Below are 16317 nucleotides of genomic sequence, written 5' to 3' on the forward strand. Positions count from 1 at the left end.
CCTTAAAAATTGAGCCCACATCCAGAAGCCCAAGTTTCATCCCAGGGAGCGCCACCCGTTTCTAGTCCACATAAATCGCTCGTCGCTCTTACAATCAGACGTTCTGCCTGATCCCACAGTTCCACCGTCACATTCCCTCGCATCGTGTCACGGCAAACAAACTGCATTCCGTCGATCGTCGGTGCTCGTAACGGTGTTCCCGGTAAATCTGTGGTTCCGGTCACGGTGACTCGATACTGTCGGTTTCGAGCATCCATGCGCCAATAGCCCCAAGGACGAATCACCCAATTCACTTCGGCATTCCAGGGCACAAATTCGTAGAACTGACCCCGATAGTGAATTCCAACCATCGCAACCGATTCTGTCCACCAAAGCACTCCGCGCCGTCCCCCGCCTGCGGTAAGCGCTAAATCTGGTTCATTGTCGAATGCGTTGCAGTTGAGCCAAAACCATTTACTCGGAAATGCTCCGCCCCAGTTCTTTTCACTATAGGCGGGAGCATTGACAAATTCATAGTTCTTGTCATTCCAATTGATGTAACCTGTGGCGTGTCCATGAGCCATGAGAATTTGCCATCCAGGTTCAAAAATCTGGAGCGATGAGAGCAAGCCTGCGGTGGATTGTCGATCGCCCCACCCATACACAGGCGCGATCGCATATTGCCATTCTGCAAAATTCCCGTTTGGCTCTTTCAGTCGTCCTTGATGCCAGGTTTCTGTGGCTTGATATCCTTCAGAAATGGTGCGATCGAACGCTTGCGGATCTAAAAGCTGAGGTTTGCCCGATTGCCGCCAATGTCCTAAAGCCAGTCGATCAGGTGCTGCCCAAAATCGATTCGGGTCAGGAAAAGTCCGGCACAGATACTCATCATCAATGCCTAAAATTTGAGCCACACCGCCGCTTGTGGGTTGCCCGCCTTGAGGATCTTCGATCGAATACATAAACGCAAACGTTTGACCGATTTCCGGTAAGGTGACGCGGTAATACCACCCCTCAAAAAAGCGGCGAGGAATTCGATTCCAGTGATAACCACTGTGGGGAGTCGGCAGGGGGCTAGTATTTTGAGGCATACAATCGACAATTTTCACAAGGGCCGGAGGGATTGACCGCGCATCGAAGATAGGGCGATCGCGCATTATAAATGCAGGTAAAATCGCCGACGAGGGTTCCGATCCCTTCGACACGGTGATGATCCGGGGGGAGGCGAAGCAAGTTTTGGAGTTGCCGCCGCTCTGCGGCTGCCATCGCTGCTCGAAGGCGCTGCTGAGCTTGAGACTCCAGCCGATGCTGGAGCAGCAACGTCAGAACCGAGGGAACAAGCGCGATCGTAAGAATCAGGAATACTGAAAGCATGATTCTATTTTGAGCGATCGTCTAATAATTTGGGATCAATTTGATCCTAGAAGAATTCGATCGTTTTTCCAATGCTGCCAAGACATTTCGGCGAAACGCCTCAGCAGCATTGACCGCATCACTATTGACCGCATCACTTAGGCTCTACGCCGGATAAAATGCGCCCACACCTTCCCATCGGGGCCGCAAACGCGATTCGTATAGTCATAAGGATAAAGCAGCTTACGTCCCTCGGTATCTGCATATCCAGTTAAAGCATCCCCCCAAGGATCATTCACAATATAGCCATTCGGCGTATAGCCAATCACCGTCACAATATGACCATAAGACGTAAACATGCCACACAACACCACCGGACGACCATTGATCAGTTCTTCTCGCACGTCCCGAAATGTCCACTCGGTACTAAACGTGCCATCAAATCCATAAGCATCGATCAGCTTCGATAAGGTGTTGTGATTGATTTGAGATCCTTCTCCATCTTCGATGAAGCACCACTGCAACAATTCATCTTCAAGTTGACCGCCTTCACGGGCGCGAGTTCCAAGATAGGACATACACATCGCGATCGCCGTCACATTACAAGTAGACCAGTAAAACCGGGGATTGTCTCGCTGTGAGAAGTACGGCACATTCAATTCAACAGAACCGGGAATCGGATTAAAGGCGCGATTGCCCCGACTCATCCGCACAAAGTCCGGGAATATATAGCCCGTATTCCCAAAGTTCGGCAATTCTTCATTCAGTGACACTTTGATATGTCCGCCTTCAATCATGTAGCTTGCGACCCCGTAAAACTCATTCGCATTAAAGGTCGATCGTTCATCCGGTTGAAGCTCCGACGAATCCACCGGACGCTTTTTGATCACGGTGTCGCGTAGCGCTGTCACCGTTAAAGCACTCGAATCATAGGGCACTTCCCGCCCGTTGCGCTCAATCTGGGCATACTGCCAGAAGATAAAGCCACGATCGCCAAAACCGGGGATCGGATCTTTCAGCGTCACTCGAAAATGTCCGCGAGTGCAGGCATATCCTGTAATTTGAAAGACTTGACCTTTCAGCACGTTTGTTCTTTGATTAGCTGCCAGCAGCGAAGAATCGGCAGGAGAAGTTTTGAAAAAGGTGGTTTGGGTGATCAGAAGATGTGCTGCTAAAGGAATATCGGGAACATCATCAAGCGAAAACCTGAGAATCTGTGCTCCTTTCGTCAGTTGCACATGGTCTTCGTAGAAATAACCAAAATTTCCGATCGGCGCGATTGTGCTCCCTAGCTCTAATTTCAAATGCCCATCAATAAAGCCGTATCGCAGTACGGGAAATGTTTGTCCGGCTTTGACTAATACCTTTTGCTGAGTGTTGAGCCGCGCAGAATCCTCGGTTGAAACCTTGAAAAAGGTGTCTCGCAGCAGTTTCACAGAAAGAGACTGTCCCACCGTTAACGGATTACGGCTCACAGTAATGTAAAAGACGCGATTTTCGATGAGCTTATTGCTGGCATCAAATCCTCTGAGCCGCAGCCAACGCGCTCCGGGTGTGGAGAATCCTCGCGGCATCGAGACCTGCCAGGTTCCATTGTTGAGCTTCACATCTAGGTTCACTTTATCTTCAGCCATCAATGTGATCCGCCTGATACGAGCAGCATCATAGTTGCCCTTGAGAACCACTGGCTTATTCACCAATACTTCTAAAGGCCCAGCATAGGTTGGAGGCGCACTCCCGCCTCCTGAAGTTAGCGAATTGGCTGCGATCGTCGTGTCTGTCATACTCTTTTCGCTGAAAAACGGTGTGCAAAAACCAAAGACGAAACATGGCGCGATCGGATGCGCCCCTGTTCTGACAACTATACTTCTGCTGCACGATTTGCAAAAAAGAATCTCCCGATCGCAGGAGATCAGGAGATTGAGCTTCGATCGAAAATAACGGGCTACAGGGCTAATTGCTGCAAGATATCCGTTGCGTGAGTATCCGTCTGAATCGTCGTATGCACTTGAACGATCTTGCCATCTGCACCCACCACATAAGTCACGCGCTTGGAATAGCCGCCGCCATCGACATCATAGGCTTGGGTGATGGCTCCATTGGTATCTGCAAGGAGTGGAAACGGCAGACTGTATTTTTCGGTGAAGCGCTGGTGTGAGGCTTCATCGTCCATACTTACGCCAAACACAGGAATTCCTTTACTGGTGTACTGGGTGTAATTGTCACGAAAACTGCACGCTTCTTTGGTGCAACCGGGCGTGTCGTCCTTGGGATAGAAATACAATACGACCGCTCGACCTGCATAGTCTGAGAGCTTAACGGTGTTGCCGTTCGTGTCTTTTACGGTGAAATCGGGGGCAGTATCGCCCACATTGAGCGGCATAGAGATGGCTCCTTTAGAAGATATTCCGTCATAAATTGTAATCTTCTACTTCTACGTTTTAATTACAAAGAATTCGGGTGGTTTACGTCGATCGATTTATGGGTTCCTGACTCAAATTTGCTTCATATAGCGAAGAAAATATGATCCTTACGTATAATCTGAACAGGAATCTTTATAAAAGTTTGAGCCTCTACTCCTGATCGATCACCCTCCTTTAGTAAGAAGAGATTAATTATGCCTAGAATCTTAATTATTGATGACGACCCAACGATCGCGGAACTCGTCGCAGTCAACCTAGAGATGGCAGGCTACGATGTCAGTCAAGCCTCAGATGGCAATCGCGGACAAGCCCTCGCACTCCAGCTCCAACCCGATCTGATTTTGTTGGATCTGATGCTGCCGCAAGTCGATGGCTTTACGATCTGTCAGCGCATTCGCCGCGATGAGCGCACCGCCGATATTCCCGTCTTGATGCTGACCGCGCTCAGTCAAACTCAAAACATTGTGGAGGGCTTCAATGCAGGCGCAGACGACTATCTGAAGAAGCCGTTTGAAGTCGATGAAATGCTGGCGCGAGTCCGAGCATTGTTGCGTCGTACCGATCGCATTCCCCAAGCCGCAAAACACTCTGAAATTCTCAGCTATGGCCCTTTGATCCTAGTGCCCGAACGCTTTGAGGCGATCTGGTTTGGCAAAACCGTAAAGCTGACGCATCTAGAGTTTGAACTGCTGCACTGCTTGCTTCAGCGCCACGGTCAGACTGTTTCTCCGAGCGAAATCCTCAAGGAAGTTTGGGGATATGATCCCGATGATGATATCGAAACCATTCGGGTGCATGTGCGCCATTTGAGAACCAAGCTTGAACCTGATCCCCGGCATCCGAAATACATCAAAACGGTGTATGGTGCGGGTTACTGTCTAGAACTGCCCAGCGAAAGCATCGAAGAAGTTCAGATGGCAGGTTAATTACTTTTCGAGCCGAATTGCATACCACTGCAAATACTCACCGGAAGCCATACCTAGCTCACAAGTGGTATCGATCAGATAGCGGATCTGATCGTCGATCCCACCCGCTTGTTTGATATCTGTGGGCAATTCGTCTTGCCGAGCTGCGAGAATCGATCGTAGCTTTTCGCTCAATTCAGTCGCGGTTAGGATCGCTTCAGGCTGGTTCGTTTCGAGCACGACAAAATGCTCCTCATCATACATAGTTGCCGCAGACATAAGATTTGTTAGGGAATCAAGAGCATTCCCATTTTTGCACTTCTGCCCTCCTCTAGAGCGAAGAATCTCCCACAAGTCAGACCCCGATCGCTCTCAGTGCGTGATATTCAGGAGATATATTATTCTTGAATCGCTATGCAGAAAGCACATTTAATTTTTAATCCGGTGGCGGGTCAGGGAAACGCAGAACAGGAATTAGAGCTAATCCAGTGGTTATTAAGCGAAAAGTTCGACTTAGAAACGAAATTAACTTCTCCCGATCGCGATGCGGATGAACTTGCAGCAGAATCAGTCAGCGAAGGTGTAGACGCGCTGTTTGTGTCAGGCGGAGACGGTACAGTTTCTGCTGCGGCGAATGCTGTGATCCGCACGGAGATTCCTTTAGGTGTGATCGCACGCGGGACTGCAAATGCGTTTGCAAATGCGCTCTCGATCCCCACGACGATCGAAGCTGCCTGCGAAACGATTCTGAATCAGCAAACGAAAGTAATTGACGTAGCATTCTGCAACAAGCACCCGATGATTCTGCTCGCCGGGATTGGATTTGAAGCAGAAACAATTCAGCTTGCCAGCCGCGAAGCCAAGAATCGGCTGGGAATTCTGGCCTATGTTCTTGCAGGTATCCGCAAGCTGCGGGATCTAGATCGCTTTGAAGCCGAAGTCGAAACCGACGAGAAGATTATTTCGTTTACCGCTTCGGCGCTCACCGTGGCGAATGCCGCTCCTGCCACTTCGGTACTCGCTCAAGGCCCAGCAGGGTTGATTGTCGATGATGGAATGCTGGATTTGACGATCGTTGCCCCTGCAAATCGCACTAGCGCGATCGCTGCGACTTATCATCTGCTGCAATCTGCTCTTAGCGGCAATCCAGCGGAACGCGATGATATTGGCTATTTGCGATCGAAGCGCTTTAAAATCACGACCAATCCACCGCAAAAAGTAGTGCTGGATGGCGAAATGAGCGGCACAACCCCGATCGAGGTGGAATGTGTTCCGGCGGGACTCACCGTTTTTATGAACGATCCGGAGGCAGAAATTCCGACTGAAAAAATCGACGGTTTACCCGATCTTGTGATTGAGCCAAAAGATGCTCCAGTCTGACGAGATTGCGGCAGTCTTGAAACCCGCACAACTGCTAATTCTTCTCAGTATAAGAATCTCGAATTTGCTTGAGTTCGGTTAACTGCTGCTCCACGATCTGCATCACCTGGTCAATCTCAGGAACGACATTACGCGGTTCAGCGAGGGGTGTTGCTGTGTGATGGAGTTCGTTGATCTTTTGCTGGAGCCGAGTCGCGATCGTCAGTGCATCGCGGCTTAAGCTTGTGAGCTGTTGGCGCTGATAAAACTTTAGGGCTGCACCCCGGAGAACTTGTAGCGTTGCTTGCTCTCCAGCTTCCGTCGGTGTAATTCGCAGGCGCAGTAGTACCCGATCGCGCTGATACGATCGCTCAATTTCGACCTGCTGAATTTCAGTGACCGGAAACAGCGGCAGACGAGTGAGATGTTTGAGTTCGTCGATCAGGGCTTGGAACTTGTTGAGCGCGATAGTTTCGATCACAGACTGAATGGTTCCATTTTGGCTCCATAGAATTCGACCGTATCTTTCCCGTCGTTCAAAGAACAATCGCCCAATCCCGTTGCCTAAGACTCGTCCTAGAAGTTCCTTGAGCAAGCGTGATGGAGGAAGTTGAGCAAGCAGCGCGATCGGTTCTTCAGCGTATCGGGTGCTGACGGGTAAGTCGGGAAGGATCATGTAGGGATTCTGAACGGTTGCTTGAGCTTCGGGTGCATCCGTTTCTAATGCGGTTTGTTCGTCAGGAACTTCAAGTACCAGTGTGTCTTTATCGTGGAAGCCTGCTTCTAGGGATGCTGTGGGCTGTGGTTTGGACGGAGCTGGGCGATTTTGGCTGTAGTTTAGGTAGGCGGTCAGAACGGAGTGATGTGTTTCTGAAGAGAGGCTTTGAGGAATGAGTGAGTAGTTTTGGTAGCCCGCCATTTGTCGAGCATAATCGATCGCGGCAACATCATTGAGCATCACCATACCCAAGTGCAGTTTGCCATGTTGGATGGAGAGCGGCAGAATCTGGTGAAACAGACACGCTTCAAACGGCAAGACGCGATCGATAAGTTGAAAGACTTCTTCTGAGTTCATGGAGGCGATTATCTGGGGAAAGTCCTACGACCTTGATTCCCACTTCCAAAAAGCGAGACATTGATAGTGTTCCCCCTTGCAGCTAAGCTCTGTGCATGGAAACCAAATTGTCGTTCCGATTGACTTCTAACCCAAGTAGGCAGAGCGATTCGTCGATCGCGGTCTTTCTGCATGGATTTCTGGGCAGTGGTATGGAGTTTGATGCGATCACGGCGCAATTGGGGGGTCGAAGTCTCACGATCGATCTTCCGGGTCATGGTGAAACTCGATTTTCAGATCAGTACACGATGGAAAATACAGCAACTGCGATCGTCAACTTACTAGATGAGTTAGCAATCGATCGAGCGAGTTTGGTCGGCTATTCAATGGGAGGACGATTCGCGCTGTACTTGGCGTTAAATTATCCAGAGCGATTTGAGAAAGCAATCATCGAGTCAGGGTCTCCGGGATTGAAAACAGAACGAGAAAGAGCGGAGCGCATCAAGCGCGATTGTGAGTTAGCCGATCGGATTCGGACGGATTTTGATCAGTTTTTGATCGATTGGTACAATCAGCCGTTATTTCAATCGATCAAAGTGCATCCACAATTTGAGCAGATGCTGAAAGAACGATCGCGTAACAATCCGGTTGAACTTGCGCGATCACTTCTTGAAATGGGAACGGGAATGCAGCCGAACTTATGGGGGAAATTACAATCGCATCGGCAGCCGTTATTGTTGATGGCAGGAGAGCGCGATCGTAAGTTCGTCGCTCTGAATCAAGAAATGGCATCGCTCTGTGAAACGGCAGAATTAGCGATCGCGTCCAACACTGGACACAATATTCATTTTGAGAGTCCAGAGTGGTACATCCAGCAAATCAAAGACTTCTTGATTGAACCCGTAAAAAAGCAGCCCTATCGCTAAGGCTGCACCAGACCACACAGTAAACTTTTCGCGCTTCTAGCTCCACGCTCCCTCTAGCGCATTCAAATCTGTTTCCGGCAGCAGAATCATCGTCTCAAAGCCAATTCTGCCCATCTCCGGTTCTTCGCCCATTTCCATTTCTACCAAATACGACCAGTTTCCAGCATCTGCACGAAACTCTCGCACTTTTCCCTGCCCACCAATGAAGCGTACAAATTGGTCAGGACTAAACTTTGGCATCGTCATTACAGCGGTCATAATTCCCAATTCCTTTTGTCTACGCTTGCATTCACTCTCTAGGCTTCAATGAATCGCTAATCCAATTGCAGACAGAATAACGAGAATCAGGATAAAGATGACTCCCCCGTTTGGGTAAAACTCAACTTGAAATCATTCCACCCTAAGAATTAGCGCAGTTTGATATGATGCGATCGAAATGAGTACATCGCACGATCGATACAGAGATTGCACGCACAATTTACATCAGAGGAAACGCTACCGCTAATGCTGATCACTTCAATTTGGGAAATCCATCTTGCATCGCTGAGCCTATGGGACAAGACCAGCGGCACTTGGATCAATGTCGCAACGGTTTTAGTCGGTAGTGCAATAGGACTGATGCTGCAAGGGAGTTGGCCTGCTCGAATGCAGCGCATTATTACTCAAGGGCTGGGGCTATTAACGCTGTTTTTGGGTGTCACAATGGCATCGAGCTTGCTAAAAGTCAAACTCGGCGCGATCGATGGCGTGATTATTGGGCTGTTTGCGATCGTTCTGGGTGGTCTGCTGGGCGAGTGGTGGCAACTCGAAGCAAGGCTGCATATGATCGGCGATCAGATTAAACGCAGGGTGAAAGGGGGCGGCAGTTTTACTGAGGGATGGGTAGCGGCAAGTTTGCTGTTTTGCGTTGGGCCAATGACGATCGTTGGCAGCTTAAATAACGGCTTAACCGGAAACAATACGCTGTTATCGATTAAAGCTGCAATGGACGGACTCGCCTCGATCGCGCTTAGTAGTAGTTATGGAATTGGGGTCGTGTTTTCGATTTTGCCGATCGCCGTTTATCAAGGTGGACTGTCGATCGCAGCCGGGTTACTCGCTCAATCGCTTAGCGATCCAACCACGGCTCCAGCCGTGTTGTTAACTTCGGGAGTAGGTGGATTAATGGTGATTGGGCTGGGTTTGAACTTATTAGAAATTGCGCGGTTGAGCGTTGCTGCATTTTTGCCAGGATTGCTGCTTGCACCGTTGTTCTCTGCAATCATCGAACGGTTGGCGTAATCAGAAGCGGTAATATGTCCGCCTATATAAAAGATCCATCACCGATGACTTGACGATTAATATGTTTGAAGTTTGATCCAAATTTTTTAAGATTTGCTACCAAATTCAAAAATGTCTCTATAATTAACGACGATAGTGATAACAGCATCACCATCACTATCGTTGATCGAGATGAGCAATAGAGCGATCATTGTCTGGATTGCTCAACTGGCTGAAAGATTTTGTTTCAAATCCCAAGAATGGGAATACATAAACAAAGCAAACTTCCTGTCTATTTAGTAGGAGAAACACAATGGTTGTAACGAAAAGAAGATCACCGACATCAACGCTAGTCTCGAAAGATTCGATCAGCAGCGCATCCACCGCGCTCCAAGAATTACCGGAAAAGCCGAAGGAAATCTGGTCGCTGAGAGAAGCAATTCACCTACTCAAAGATCAAATTACGATCGCGCTCGATCGTGGCTACAACTACAGCGAAGTTTCGCAGATGCTCTCCTCGAAGGGTGTAGAAATTAGCCCCTCGACGCTGAAATACTATCTATCGTCTGCCCGCAAAGAAGAAGGCGGTGCAAAAACTCGTCGCCGTCGTCGCACGATTAGCATGAGTGCTGAAGCGTTGCAAGACGGTTCGGATGCCCTAGAGAATGCGTCTTCAGAACAAGAATCAGACGAAAAGCCTAAGCGCACCCGATCGACCGCTAAAGCCGATAAAACGACCGAAAAAGCATCGACCAAAACGGCTGCTAAGTCCAAGGCAAGCACCGCTAAAACGACCAAGACTGGAACCAGCCGGAAAAAGTCCGACAGCTAGTGAGGTACACTCGCTTTACCGATCGGCATTCGCGCTAGTCTTGATTTGAGTGTCGATCGCATCGATCACTGCGATAAGCGATTGCTGTTCGCGAAAGTTTTGTTACGCCTATTCACAATTCTAACTTTGCAATGGTCTTAGATATTTCCTTACCAGAAAGCTTAGATGCGTTCTGGATGCCTTTTACTGCAAATCGACAGTTCAAAGCCAAGCCCCGTCTGATGGCATCTGCCAAAGATATGCACTACACGACGGTAGACGGTCGATCGGTGTTGGATGGAACCGCAGGTTTATGGTGTGTGAATGCGGGACATTGTCGCGATCGCATTGTGCAAGCAATTTATCAGCAAGCCGCGACATTAGATTTTTCGCCAACGTTTCAAATGGGACATCCGGCTCCGTTTGCGTTAGCCGATCGCTTAGCAAAGATGCTGCCAGGGGATTTAGATCACATCTTCTTTGCGAATTCTGGATCAGAGGCAGTCGATACGGCGTTAAAAATTGCGCTGGCGTATCATCGGGTGCGGGGTGAGGCGAGTCGAACCCGATTGATCGGACGAGAGCGCGGGTACCACGGCGTTGGATTTGGCGGCGTTTCAGTAGGAGGAATCGCACCGAATCGCAAGTTCTTCGGGAGTTTGTTGCCGGGAGTGGATCATTTACCGCATACGCACAATTTGGAGCAGAACGCTTTTAGTCGAGGACAGCCCACCTGGGGGGCGCATTTAGCCGATGAGCTAGAACGCATCGTCACTTTGCATGATCCTTCGACGATCGCGGCTGTGATTGTTGAGCCTGTGGCGGGATCAACGGGTGTGTTAATTCCACCTGTGGGATATTTGGAGAAACTGCGATCGATCTGCGATAAATACGGCATTTTGTTGATTTTTGACGAAGTGATCACGGGCTTTGGTCGCTTAGGTCGGGGATTTGCAACCGAATATTTTGGGGTAATGCCAGATCTCATGTGTGTCGCGAAAGGAATTACCAATGCGGCAGTTCCAATGGGTGCGGTGTTTGCGCGATCGTATCTCTATGATGCGTTTATGCACGGGCAGGAGAACGCGATCGAGCTTTTCCACGGATACACCTATTCAGGGCATCCCTTAGCTTGTGCCGCAGCAATGGCAACGCTGGATATTTACGAAGAGGAAGGCTTGTTCGATCGTGCCCGTGATTTATCGCCTTATTGGGAAGAGGCGATGCACTCGCTGAAAGGCTTGCCGCATGTAATTGATGTGCGGAATTTGGGCTTAGTGGCAGGCATTGAGCTTGCATCGATTCCGGGACAGCCAGGAGTCCGGGCTTACAATGCAATGGTTGATTGTTTTGAGCAAGGATTACTGATTAGAACGACCGGAGATATTATTGCGTTATCGCCACCGTTAATTTTGGAAAAACATCACATTGATGAAATGGTTGAGCGTTTAGCGAGTGTGCTAAAGGGGCTAGCATGAATTTTGAATTGAGCTTGATTAAGAAGTAGACTGAGCGCAAGTCTAGAGTTCTGAGTCCATTTCCAATGGACTTGCGCCGATTAGCCCAACTTTCAGTTCAGGGCGGGATGTGGCAACGACGAAGACTGCTCAAGCATCCTCCTAGTAGCAAGCGCATGAGCCAGTAATCATCGAGTTGTACTGAATCAAGTCGTACTTAATTCAGTCTCCCCCTTTTTATAGGGGATCGCTCTGTGTGAGGGAGATAACCTTAAAACGGTTCGTAAGACAACGAATTTTTTGGAAACTTTATTCCTCACAACACTTTGGAGACTCCTTTTATGACTTCGATTAATACAAACAATACCGATCGAGCCGTCTCAGAATTTCAAAAGCTGCCGATCGAGGAGCAACTTGTCGCCCTCGGAACGCTATTCAAAGAAGTCTCTGGATCAGTCCCGTCCTCCGCGTTGAGTACCTCGTCTAGCAACGAAATTTCGACGCTGATCAGCGAACTTAAGTCCCAGCGCCAAGACGAACAACTCCAAACGCTCGGAGATTTCTTGACGAATAAGGTTGATCATTTTGATGGCGTTGCACTCGATCCACATCCGAGCAAAGCTCTGTTAGAACTGCTTCCCGGTAGCACTCAACCGCCGCTCGCACGCTACGAAGCGTTAGATGCAAACTCTCGGATTGCATTCTGGTATCAACTCGGTCAAGAATTTAGCAGCAGCATCCCGACCAATGCTCAAGTGTCGCCGAAAGCAACTGAATTGCTGTCTTCGGTACGATCGCTCAGTGCGGAAGAAAAAGCTGCTTTCCTGGGTCAACTCGTATAGATGAATGAAGCGCGATCGTAACCCACGCGATCGCGCTTTCTTGCAGGTCTTATTCGATTTGGTTAGTCTATGGAAGTGCGTATCTTCCTGGAACAATGCTGCAAATTTCTAAAACGATCGCCATCCCCGACTCGGAGATTGAACTGAGTGCGATTCGTTCTCAAGGTGCAGGCGGACAAAATGTGAATAAAGTGGCAACTGCAATTCATCTCCGGTTTGATATTGCGGCTTCTTCGCTGCCAGAACGGATCAAAACTCGCCTTCTGGAGCGAAATGACAATCGGATCACCAAAGATGGCATTGTGGTGATTAAAGCGCAATCACAGCGTACACAAGAGCAAAATCGCGAAGAAGCTTTGAATCGGTTAAAAGACCTGATCAAGAGCGCGATCGTCGTACCAAAAAAACGGAAGCCTACAATTCCAAGCCGCAGTGCTCAGGAAAAGCGGCTCGACAGCAAAACTAAGCGAGGACACATCAAAGCGCTCAGAGGCAAAGTGACCAACAGCGATTAGAACACTCGATAGTAAGACAGCACTTCAAACAACAACGCAGCGACAATCGGAACAACGATCGGAATGATCACCACATATCCCCATTTATCAAACTGGATCGGCTGATCCTTTGGCTTCAAAATATAAGCCCCTGCTGCGATCCCCGCGATCGTGCAAAAGATGCCAAACACCAGAAAAATAACGAATCCTGACTGCGGTACTCCCATGTTGTCTCGGTAAGGAACAAGTAAGTAATAACGCTTCAGCATAGTGTGATCGGATCTTTAAGCTTCTCTAGCTATTGATAGGTTTTACCAGGTTGAATGGGAAGTTGAACCGTGAATCTTGTCCAGCCCTGATCGCTACTGACTCCGATCGTGCCTTGTAGCGATTCAACTAATTTTTGTACCAGCGCAAGCCCTAGTCCTGAACCCCCTTGTTTCCAGGGATCAGCGTTAGGAACCCGATAGAAGCGCTCAAAAATTCTCGATCGCGCTTCTGGAGGAATTTCAACTCCCGAATTTTTGATGCTAAGTTCCACATGAGGCGCAATCCAGTCTGCAAACACGATAATGTGCTCCGTTGGTGGAGTGTATTTGCAAGCATTGTTGATGAGTTCTATCAGAATTCGCTCTAGTGCTGCACGATCGCTATGCAAGACGGGAAGCGCTGGACTGATCTCAAGTTCAAGCGTTTGTTGTCGCGATTCTGTGCGACGAAAAAATGGTTCTAGCAGTTCGGGCAGCCAAGTTTCGAGATCGATCGGGGTCACGTCAATCGATTGTCGTCCGGACTCTAGACGTTGCAGATCGAGTAACGTATTCACTAATTCGGATTCGCGATCGCATTCGGCATTCAGTATTTTAATGTATTTCTCTCTCTGTGATTCCGTCTTCGCAATCCTAAAAAGCTGTAATGCCATTTTCATGTTGGTCAGCGGCGCTCTCAATTCATGAGAAACGGTACTTAGATATTCATCTTTCAGTTCGCTAAGCTGCTGTAACTCTTCAACCTGGTCGTCTAAATTAAGTTCGATCGTTTTGTAAATAGTGATATCTTCTAGCGTCATCAAAATACCATCAGCGCGAATTTCTAGCGGTTCGATCTGAAGCCGAAACCAGCGCTCTTGTCGCAATTGCTCTGTTGCAATTCGATGGGGATGTTGCAGAACTTCTTGCCATTGTTCAGGATTAATCCAATTCGGAACTAAAATCGGTTCAAGGCAACGACCCGCTTGAATGTTTAACATCGAAGCAGCGATCGCATTACAAAACCAAACTCGCCCCTCTAAATCACACGCCACTAAAGCAATCGGTAAACAATGTACAATCGTAGCTTGCGTGGCTTGTGATCGTCCTAACTGATCCACTAGCGTTGTTAATCGCGTTAACTCTTGCATTGATGCAAACTGAGCCAGGTTTTCCGCATCCTGGGGTTCCGATTCGATATGATAGCGTTGCTGAATCTGTTTGATCTGCTGTTCTAAATTCCTGTGAATTCTTGATCGCTCAATCAGTACCGTCGCGATCGTACTTATCGTAATCAACCCAATTGGCGGAAGAATTGAAGGCAAATAGTTTGCGTTTAGCAATGCAAGACTTGTTCCAACCCAACCTGCTACCGCAACTGTCGCGATCGCAAGTTGAATTTCTGTGTGCCAATAGCTAAGTAATAGACTAAAACTAAGACTCCCGATCGCAGAGATCAAGAGTAACAGCACGAACGGGGGCTGTATCGGAGTTAAAAGATTGCTCTGTAATAGGTTATTGATCAGCGTCGCTTGAACATGCACACCGCTTGCAGCAGGATTGCGGTCAAACGGAGTTGGATGTGCATCGATCGCCGTCGCCGTCACTCCCACAAGTACAAGTTTGTCTCGAAACGCCGAATCGGGAATTTCTCCGCGAATCACCCGCGCAAATGAATACTGTGGCGCTGCATCAGCCTGTCCTACCCAGTTCAGCCAAATGCGCTGACTAAAATCAGGGAGCGCGATCGCCTCTCGCAGCATTGAATAAGTCAGCGTCGCTGCGATGCCAAATGCCCAAACCTGACGGAACTGCGGCTCAATCGATCGTGCAATTCCATCCTCGTCTGACTGTATCCGAATATGTCCACTTGCCACGGTTGCTGCCTCAAGCTGCGGAACCGGCAGCAACGGTAAACCGCCTTTACCCTCTGCTTGCGTCAAAACGACTCGATTTGATCGTGCGATCGCCGCTGCAAATGCAGCATCCTCCGGAGTTAATTCAGAAAACAAAACGTCGATCGCAATCACACCTGCATCGGCTGCGGTCAACCGATCAATTAATTTGACATATTGCGTTCTCTTCCAAGGAAATCGCCCGAGTTGCTTAATGCTGTCATCATCGATCGTCACCAGCACTAGGCGATCGTCCCATTGCCGCTCCCCCCGTAACCGAAACAAGGCAGAATACGCCACTTGCTCAAGCGGCTTGATCCACCCGAAATTGATCGAACCCATCACCAGACCAAGAGCGATCGCACCTGGAAGCAAGCGCCATCCAGCTCTACTCAAGCGCCAGTTCATAAGTTTGAGACTTGCCTAATGGAGTGATTACTTCCACCTTAACCCGTAAAAACGAGACAACTAAAAACCCTGAACTGCGAAACGCACCATTGCGATCGAGAATTTGGGGAACTTCGTTGATTCTGACGATATTGACTGGATCGACACGACCGACAATTTGAACCTTGCGGACTCCACGATCGATTCGCCTGATCAATTGCGTTCTTAATGTCGTGTCGTTTCGCAACGGAACCGCAGGCAAGGGACGCTCCCCCGGAATGGTTAGATTCTGATATCCACCCGGCACTCTAACTTGTCTCCCGCGAGCCGCTGTCACGACTGCACCCGTCAGCGTCGCAATCCCCGTTTTGCCATCGGGCTGCACTGTGACTCCAAAATCTGTTCCGCGTACTCCACTGAGTCCGGCGGGCGTTCGGATTTCTAATTCAGTGCCAGGACTTGTAAATCGCCGTAGCTTCAGGCGCACTTGTCCGCGTGTGACATTGAGATGAGTGACCCTACCGTTATTCCGTGCTACATCCAATCGCTGTAACCTTAAGCGAGTCGATTCTAAGACGTTGATGACTCCAATTCCTGTGTCTAGCAGCAAATCAGCCCTCGAATTCACTCCGGTTGTGATGCCCTCACCGATCGCTTGAAGTCGATCGCCTACTCGCGCAGGTCTTGATCCAGAGGGGCGATCGTAATTTACACTGCCAACCATTCGCTGAACGAGTAGCCAGCGATCAACCCGAACCCGCAAATCTCTAGTTTGTGCGAGGGCAAAAGTTGGAATACAGCAGGCTAGAAAAACGCAAGATAGGATAGACACTCTCATGAGAAATTTTTGCATACTTCTAAATTAATGCATCTTTTATTTCATTAGAATATTTAGGTCTGTAACATTTCAAGCCGCTCTATTCT

The 16317-nt window shown here is 48.9% G+C and carries 18 protein-coding genes; 8 read left to right on the forward strand and 10 right to left on the reverse strand.

The genetic code is table 11. From position 1 onward, the window contains the following. Nucleotides 1-2 precede the first annotated feature (2 nt). From H6F51_05285 to H6F51_05300, 4 genes are all read right to left on the reverse strand, one after another. Complete coding sequence (locus H6F51_05285) at nt 3-1070, reverse strand: tocopherol cyclase family protein (GenBank protein MBD1821910.1); 1068 nt, start codon at nt 1068-1070, stop codon at nt 3-5. Beyond that, entirely contained in the window at nt 1054-1353 is a 300-nt protein-coding gene (locus H6F51_05290; protein ID MBD1821911.1) for a hypothetical protein, read from the reverse strand. The genes H6F51_05285 and H6F51_05290 overlap by 17 nt, the downstream gene beginning before the upstream one ends. Nucleotides 1354-1490: 137 nt before the next feature. Then, on the reverse strand, nt 1491-3116 hold the full coding sequence (locus H6F51_05295) for a C39 family peptidase (GenBank protein MBD1821912.1): 1626 nt from the start codon (nt 3114-3116) through the stop codon (nt 1491-1493). A gap of 161 nt (nt 3117-3277) precedes the next feature. Further along, the gene (locus tag H6F51_05300; GenBank protein MBD1821913.1) at nt 3278-3715 is read right to left on the reverse strand and encodes a peroxiredoxin; all 438 of its coding nucleotides are present in this window, start codon (nt 3713-3715) and stop codon (nt 3278-3280) included. A gap of 234 nt (nt 3716-3949) precedes the next feature. Here H6F51_05300 and H6F51_05305 point away from each other — a divergent pair, with 234 nt between their 5' ends. Beyond that, on the forward strand, nt 3950-4681 hold the full coding sequence (locus H6F51_05305; protein ID MBD1821914.1) for a response regulator transcription factor: 732 nt from the start codon (nt 3950-3952) through the stop codon (nt 4679-4681). On the opposite strand, the gene H6F51_05310 is transcribed toward H6F51_05305, so the two are convergent. After that, nucleotides 4682-4939 carry a chlororespiratory reduction protein 7 gene (locus tag H6F51_05310; protein MBD1821915.1) on the reverse strand — a complete coding sequence of 86 codons (258 nt, stop codon included), beginning with the start codon at nt 4937-4939 and terminating at the stop codon, nt 4682-4684. It lies immediately after the preceding gene. Between the two features lie 135 nt (nt 4940-5074). On the opposite strand from H6F51_05310, the gene H6F51_05315 reads away from it, so the two are divergent. Next, nucleotides 5075-6040 carry a YegS/Rv2252/BmrU family lipid kinase gene (locus H6F51_05315; protein MBD1821916.1) on the forward strand — a complete coding sequence of 322 codons (966 nt, stop codon included), beginning with the start codon at nt 5075-5077 and terminating at the stop codon, nt 6038-6040. Nucleotides 6041-6074: 34 nt separating this feature from the next. On the opposite strand, the gene H6F51_05320 is transcribed toward H6F51_05315, so the two are convergent. Then, nucleotides 6075-7094 (reverse strand): hypothetical protein, encoded by a 1020-nt coding sequence (locus tag H6F51_05320; protein ID MBD1821917.1) that lies wholly within the window; start codon nt 7092-7094, stop codon nt 6075-6077. 95 nt (nt 7095-7189) lie between these two features. Between H6F51_05320 and menH the strand changes: the two genes are divergently transcribed. Continuing rightward, nucleotides 7190-7999 carry a 2-succinyl-6-hydroxy-2,4-cyclohexadiene-1-carboxylate synthase gene (menH, locus tag H6F51_05325; protein ID MBD1821918.1) on the forward strand — a complete coding sequence of 270 codons (810 nt, stop codon included), beginning with the start codon at nt 7190-7192 and terminating at the stop codon, nt 7997-7999. A gap of 36 nt (nt 8000-8035) precedes the next feature. Here menH and H6F51_05330 read toward each other — a convergent pair whose 3' ends face one another. Then, complete coding sequence (locus tag H6F51_05330; GenBank protein MBD1821919.1) at nt 8036-8257, reverse strand: hypothetical protein; 222 nt, start codon at nt 8255-8257, stop codon at nt 8036-8038. Nucleotides 8258-8503: 246 nt separating this feature from the next. On the opposite strand from H6F51_05330, the gene H6F51_05335 reads away from it, so the two are divergent. From H6F51_05335 to arfB, 5 genes are all read left to right on the forward strand, one after another. After that, nucleotides 8504-9280, forward strand: a complete 777-nt coding sequence (locus tag H6F51_05335) for a DUF554 domain-containing protein (protein MBD1821920.1) — start codon at nt 8504-8506, stop codon at nt 9278-9280. Nucleotides 9281-9572: 292 nt separating this feature from the next. After that, nucleotides 9573-10091 (forward strand): hypothetical protein, encoded by a 519-nt coding sequence (locus tag H6F51_05340; protein MBD1821921.1) that lies wholly within the window; start codon nt 9573-9575, stop codon nt 10089-10091. Between the two features lie 131 nt (nt 10092-10222). Beyond that, nucleotides 10223-11548 (forward strand): aspartate aminotransferase family protein, encoded by a 1326-nt coding sequence (locus tag H6F51_05345; GenBank protein ID MBD1821922.1) that lies wholly within the window; start codon nt 10223-10225, stop codon nt 11546-11548. 320 nt (nt 11549-11868) lie between these two features. Continuing rightward, nucleotides 11869-12369 carry a hypothetical protein gene (locus H6F51_05350; protein ID MBD1821923.1) on the forward strand — a complete coding sequence of 167 codons (501 nt, stop codon included), beginning with the start codon at nt 11869-11871 and terminating at the stop codon, nt 12367-12369. Between the two features lie 95 nt (nt 12370-12464). Then, a complete protein-coding gene (gene arfB, locus H6F51_05355) occupies nt 12465-12884 on the forward strand; it encodes an aminoacyl-tRNA hydrolase (GenBank protein MBD1821924.1) in 420 nt (139 codons plus the stop codon). On the opposite strand, the gene H6F51_05360 is transcribed toward arfB, so the two are convergent. From H6F51_05360 to H6F51_05370, 3 genes are all read right to left on the reverse strand, one after another. After that, entirely contained in the window at nt 12881-13090 is a 210-nt protein-coding gene (locus H6F51_05360; protein ID MBD1821925.1) for a hypothetical protein, read from the reverse strand. The genes arfB and H6F51_05360 overlap by 4 nt on opposite strands. Before the next feature lie 71 nt (nt 13091-13161). Next, nucleotides 13162-15414 (reverse strand): CHASE2 domain-containing protein, encoded by a 2253-nt coding sequence (locus H6F51_05365; protein ID MBD1821926.1) that lies wholly within the window; start codon nt 15412-15414, stop codon nt 13162-13164. Then, the gene (locus H6F51_05370; protein MBD1821927.1) at nt 15395-16231 is read right to left on the reverse strand and encodes a FecR domain-containing protein; all 837 of its coding nucleotides are present in this window, start codon (nt 16229-16231) and stop codon (nt 15395-15397) included. The genes H6F51_05365 and H6F51_05370 overlap by 20 nt, the downstream gene beginning before the upstream one ends. Nucleotides 16232-16317: the final 86 nt, after the last annotated feature.

It is taken from the genome of Cyanobacteria bacterium FACHB-DQ100 (assembly GCA_014695195.1).
In the GTDB taxonomy this organism is placed as follows: domain Bacteria; phylum Cyanobacteriota; class Cyanobacteriia; order Leptolyngbyales; family Leptolyngbyaceae; genus Leptolyngbya.